Annotated in this window: 8 protein-coding genes and 1 pseudogene; 4 read left to right on the forward strand and 5 right to left on the reverse strand. The window is 36.4% G+C overall.

All coding sequences use genetic code 11. The features are described 5' to 3' along the window. Positions 1–233 precede the first annotated feature (233 nt). Together E5329_RS28305 and E5329_RS30215 are read left to right on the forward strand one after the other, a co-directional pair. Positions 234–641 (forward strand): hypothetical protein, encoded by a 408-nt coding sequence (locus E5329_RS28305; protein ID WP_135992465.1) that lies wholly within the window; start codon positions 234–236, stop codon positions 639–641. A 136-nt stretch (positions 642–777) separates the two neighbouring features. Further along, a complete protein-coding gene (locus E5329_RS30215; protein ID WP_168356810.1) occupies positions 778–915 on the forward strand; it encodes a hypothetical protein in 138 nt (45 codons plus the stop codon). Positions 916–1046: 131 nt separating this feature from the next. Here the strand turns inward: E5329_RS30215 and E5329_RS30220 are convergent, their stop codons facing one another. The 5 genes from E5329_RS30220 to E5329_RS28320 form a co-directional block, all read right to left on the reverse strand. Next, positions 1047–1214, reverse strand: coding sequence for a hypothetical protein (locus E5329_RS30220; RefSeq protein WP_168356811.1), 168 nt, complete (start codon positions 1212–1214; stop codon positions 1047–1049). Then, entirely contained in the window at positions 1207–1455 is a 249-nt protein-coding gene (locus E5329_RS28310; RefSeq protein WP_135992466.1) for a hypothetical protein, read from the reverse strand. Before E5329_RS28310 ends, E5329_RS30220 begins: the two co-directional genes overlap by 8 nt. Before the next feature lie 157 nt (positions 1456–1612). Further along, positions 1613–2329 carry a tyrosine-type recombinase/integrase gene (locus E5329_RS28315; protein ID WP_330572413.1) on the reverse strand — a complete coding sequence of 239 codons (717 nt, stop codon included), beginning with the start codon at positions 2327–2329 and terminating at the stop codon, positions 1613–1615. 90 nt (positions 2330–2419) lie between these two features. Next, complete coding sequence (locus E5329_RS31985) at positions 2420–2665, reverse strand: hypothetical protein (protein ID WP_330572414.1); 246 nt, start codon at positions 2663–2665, stop codon at positions 2420–2422. Continuing rightward, positions 2665–3504, reverse strand: coding sequence for a helix-turn-helix domain-containing protein (locus E5329_RS28320; protein ID WP_135992467.1), 840 nt, complete (start codon positions 3502–3504; stop codon positions 2665–2667). Before E5329_RS28320 ends, E5329_RS31985 begins: the two co-directional genes overlap by 1 nt. Positions 3505–3728: 224 nt before the next feature. On the opposite strand from E5329_RS28320, the gene E5329_RS28325 reads away from it, so the two are divergent. Beyond that, entirely contained in the window at positions 3729–4274 is a 546-nt protein-coding gene (locus E5329_RS28325) for a toprim domain-containing protein (protein WP_135992468.1), read from the forward strand. A gap of 5 nt (positions 4275–4279) precedes the next feature. Then, positions 4280–4627 (forward strand): annotated as a pseudogene (locus tag E5329_RS28330) (nucleoside triphosphatase); the annotation flags it as partial.

The following is a 4627-nucleotide window of genomic DNA, read 5'->3' on the forward strand; positions in this document are numbered from 1 at the left end:
AAAAAGGAACCTTTTACAATTCAAATGTAAAAGATTCCTTAAGTTAATGACATTGAGTATTTTCAAGGGTTTTCTTTAATCTAAAGTTTTCTAAAATTGTGGTAAAAAGTGCTGAATTTTGAAGCGTAGCACACACATAGCACACAAGTAGCACACAAACGAGAGCATAAAAACCTTGTGTCTTGCGTAAGACTTTTGTATAATGCGGTTATTAAGAAAAGGGCGGTGTTTTCATGGATAGAACAGCGTATAAGAACCGGCATATCAAAGAGCATTACGACAGGATAAACCTTGTGATTCCCAAAGGCGAAAAGGACAGGATAAAGAAAATATGTTCTGAAATAGGGGCAAGCGTCAATGAATATCTTTATATGCTTGTGTGTAATGACCTTGCGGACGGTACAAGCAGAATGGCAGAGAAAAAGCAGGGCTTTAGTGCGGAACAGGAGCGGATGCTTGAAAAGTGGCAAGTGCCAAGAAAATATTATGAAATGATAGAAGATTTATCCTATACCAAAGACGAGGGATATTTTATTTATCTGAAAAAGGGTTATGTAAATGACGTGACAGGCAGCAGGAATATACATTGTATGAAAACATCAGAAGTACGGCGGATTATAGGGAAAACGCATAAGCGGTGATTTCCTAGATGATTAAGAAATAACATAAAGTGTCCTTTATGTACCCATTATGCGTCCATTATTGAGCCAATAACGGACTTTTATAAATTTTTTTTTATGAGATAATTTCAATATCAATAAGGAAAGGTGGTGAAAGATGATGAAAAAGCAAGAAAATTTAGCGACTGAAATTCTTCACACAGTTTTGAAAAAGCAAAGATTTTTATCTATGGCGTTTTTAGTATCCCTGATAGTAAATGTTTTGTTAAGTGTAAAAATTTTAGTTAAAAAGTGATGTGAAAGCCGTTAGCTAAGAGAAACCGTTATCCAAAATGAGGTAGCGGTTTCTTTTTGGAATGAATAAAGGGCATCTGCATTTTACAGACACCCTCTAATACGGTTTTATGTAACGGTTATTCCTTATATTTAGAAAATTGTGCCAGACAGCAAGGAATAATCCTTTAAATGCTCTAAAATGATATTCTGGACATATTCAAGAATGGCAGCAGTATCATAAGAGAAATTATGTTCGTCCAGTGCATCATTATTTAGTAAATCTTCGGCTATTGCCTTTGCTATGTCGGTTCTATTCATCAGCAACACTGCCTTTCTGTAAGTTGTCCAATGTTTGGATGGCAAAATGTACACCGTCATGCGTGATATGGAGAAAATCATCAATAGTGCCTTGAATGTATGCAAAATTCATAGCCTGTTCTGGTGTCTTAATATTTCCGTTATTCTTTACCATGTTGATAAGCGTTTCTATAACTGTTCGTATCAGTTCCAATTTGCACTGTGCCGTAAAAGCGATATCAATTATTTCGTTCTTACTCATTGTAAAATCTTCCTTTCTTTTGGTAGGGAAGTATGCTACAATGAACATACTCCCTTTAATTGTTTTGATAGGCGGTTACTGGGTAGCGGCTCTATGGTATTTGCGGTACTGTAGAGCCTTTTTATTTGCTACAATCAATCTGCATCAACTCCTTTCCTCAAATTTTGTTTATGGCATCTAAAAGGGCTTGTATCTCAAAATGGGTATATACCTGTTGCGTTACCCCCTGCCCTTTGTGACCTACAATTTTTTTAACCATTCTATCATCAACTCCGGCTTCAGCAAGTAATGAAATGCAAGTGTGCCTTGTATCGTGTGGACGGTGGCTCATTCCTAACTGTTCTATTAACGGTTTCCAGTAGCTGTCATAATAATTTCTGTATTCAAAATGCTTGCCCTCTGGTGTATTTAAAAGATATTCGCAATCATTCAGATTGTACCAGTATTCAAAGAAAGGTAGCACTTTATCCGAAATTGGCACTTTCCTTATTCCGGCTTCTGTTTTGGATGCAGTCACATCAAACCAACGCTCTTTTATATTAACGTGTTCTTTCTTTAAATCCAGTAATTCAGATATTCTACAGCCGGAGTATATCAGCATTAAAATCACGTTAAAGTAACCGTTCGTATCTTTCCATTTCCAAACTTTTTCTATCTCTGCTTTACTGAATGGCTCTCTGTTGTATGCGTTGGGGTTTCCTGCTTTCTTTATATCTATATATTGTGTTTTGTTCATGTCGGGCGGTATTATGTCATGGATAACCGCATATTTGAACATCAAACCTACAAGAACCTTGTATTTGCGTAGGGTAGGCGTATTCTTGCCGGAGGTATCGGCAATATACTGTAAATCATCCAGTTTCACATCTACCATGCGTTTATTTGCGATAGGCTCACATAATAAATAAGCTGCCCGATAGCCTTTTGCATTGCTTTCTGATACGGTGGGAAAGTGTTCTTCACTTCAACGCTCAAAAACTTCTTGAAATGTAACCTTTGAAGAGTCTACATCATATGGAGATTTATTATAATCTGCCAGTGCTTGCAAGGCTTCTTTTTTATTCTCATAATAGCCTATGGTTTTGCGTTTCTGCTTCCATTTGCCTGTTTCTGTGTCTATCTGCCATTGTTTCGTTACAATCGCTCTATAAGGCTTTCTGCGGTTGCCAGATAGCTTATAGACAGAGCCAAAGCCATTAGGTAACTTCATCAATCGTCACTCCCTTGTATTCGTTTTTTTACTCTATCAACGATTTTAATAATGTTTTCTTTGCTATAAGCCTTAAGCATATCTTGAAAAGTAATGCTATAGATTTCTTCGCTGTCTTGCATATTGTAAATAGCCAATTTATCAGAATCTGCTTTAAGATTACATTTGTCATAAGCATGTAAACTCAAAATAGTGTGCTCATTACCATTGACCCTTACAACATCTCCAATATTCAAATCATCTAAAGAATTGCCTATTTCCGGGTTAGTGGATTTATGCTCATATTTAATGGTTTCAGTTGGGCATCTTTTAAAGTGTTCAGAAAAAATATAATTCCCGATATAGTGGAAAATTGAAAATCCTGCGTAAAGTCCTTTTTTATTGGCATTAGATTGTAAATAGTGGTAGTCTTCAAGTAATAGATTTAAGGTGTCAATATCTGTAGCACCATAAGCAACCGCAAACCGTTCAGGGTTTTCTTTTAATTTTCTCCAACTTTTTAATACTTCTATTGATTTTCCGCTTAATCCTAAATCATCACTAGTATTCATTTCTTTATTTTCGATAACGCTTGTATATCCTAGCAAATAATCGGTAGATATATTTAGTTTATACCTTTCAAGAAAATAGGCTTTATATGCTTGGATATTAAACAGAGATAAATCCCTATCGCCATTTTCCAAAGAAGATAAATTAGACTTTTGTATTCCTATTTGTTTACTAAATTCTGTTGGAGATAATTCGGCAATTTCTTTACGCAATCTCACAAGATTTATTTTGCGACGTTCTAAACATTCTTTTTGATACAGTTTTTTTAACGTGTCGGCATTATAACTCATATTCTGCACCTCTCAATTTTATTTGATAACAAAAATATAAAAGTTATCAAAATTAAAATTATACGATAAAACACTTGTTCTGATTAAAATAGCGTGATATGATTTAATCAGATAACAAAAACAATATTGTTATCAATTAGAATATACATTATCTTGCAAGGAATGTCAATCACAATCTAAGAAAGAGAGGTAACTTTTATTGAAAAATAAAGATATTAGAGATTATGCCCGGATTAAAGATGTGCGTTTATGGCAAATTGCAGAATGACCGTTTTACATATGGTTCGGGGCATGATGTAGGCAGAAAGAGTTATAAAGCCATTTATGGAAGCCTACAAGCCATAAATAAGGCGATTGCAGAGGATAAACCCATATTCATACCAGAGGGCGAAAAAGACGCCGATACGCTCATAAAGCAAGGCTGCACAGCTTTTACTTATGGCGGTGTGAATGATTGGCAATCGGATTTTGCTACATTGGTGCAGGGGGCAGATGTTTATATTCTTGCAGACAATGACGAAGCCGGAAAGCGTGTTGCTGAAACTATTCAGAACGACATTAAAACGGCTGCAAAGAGCAGTAAAATCATTGTACCTATGCCAGACACGCCTAAAGCGGATATAACGGATTATTTCAGCGCAGGACACAGCAAACAGGAGTTTGAGAAGATGCTACAGCAAGAACAGAGTACCGTTAAAAAAACCGTAAGGGAGTGTACGGCGGTTCACAGTACCGCTATAGAGCCGCAGAAACGGCAAGAAAGCCGCTAGAACAGGTGTTAAAGGATTTACACGCTGAACGGTATGAAACATCAGATAAAGGCTTCGGGCGGCTATTTGCAGATGTTTTTAAGGACAGGCACAGATATAACCCGTCACGAAAAGATTTTATGAGGTATGACGGCAAACGGTGGATTGATGATATTGAGGGTTTGAGTGCGAGAGCGTCAGCAAAGGTTTTATCAGATGCACTTGTCCGATATGCGGTAAATGTTGATACAGAGGGCAAGTATCTCAAAGCAGTAGCGACACTGTGCAATATTAGAAATCGAAATAATATGCTACAGGCCAGCAAAGATGTGTATTTCTTCAGCAATGAGCAGTTAGATGTGAATGATTATCTT

This window comes from Petralouisia muris (assembly GCF_004793545.1).
GTDB classification, from domain to species: Bacteria; Bacillota; Clostridia; order Lachnospirales; family Lachnospiraceae; genus Petralouisia; species Petralouisia muris.

Excerpts from the sequence above, each read along its gene's own strand:
- E5329_RS28315 (WP_330572413.1), bottom strand. The coding sequence starts at position 2,329 with ATGGTAGATGTGAAACTGGATGATTTACAGTATATTGCCGATACCTCC.
- E5329_RS31985 (WP_330572414.1), bottom strand. The coding sequence starts at position 2,665 with ATGAAGTTACCTAATGGCTTTGGCTCTGTCTATAAGCTATCTGGCAAC.
- E5329_RS28325 (WP_135992468.1), top strand. The coding sequence starts at position 3,729 with ATGCCCGGATTAAAGATGTGCGTTTATGGCAAATTGCAGAATGACCGT.
- E5329_RS30220 (WP_168356811.1), bottom strand. The coding sequence starts at position 1,214 with ATGAATAGAACCGACATAGCAAAGGCAATAGCCGAAGATTTACTAAAT.
- E5329_RS30215 (WP_168356810.1), top strand. The coding sequence starts at position 778 with ATGATGAAAAAGCAAGAAAATTTAGCGACTGAAATTCTTCACACAGTT.
- E5329_RS28320 (WP_135992467.1), bottom strand. The coding sequence starts at position 3,504 with ATGAGTTATAATGCCGACACGTTAAAAAAACTGTATCAAAAAGAATGT.
- E5329_RS28305 (WP_135992465.1), top strand. The coding sequence starts at position 234 with ATGGATAGAACAGCGTATAAGAACCGGCATATCAAAGAGCATTACGAC.
- E5329_RS28310 (WP_135992466.1), bottom strand. The coding sequence starts at position 1,455 with ATGAGTAAGAACGAAATAATTGATATCGCTTTTACGGCACAGTGCAAA.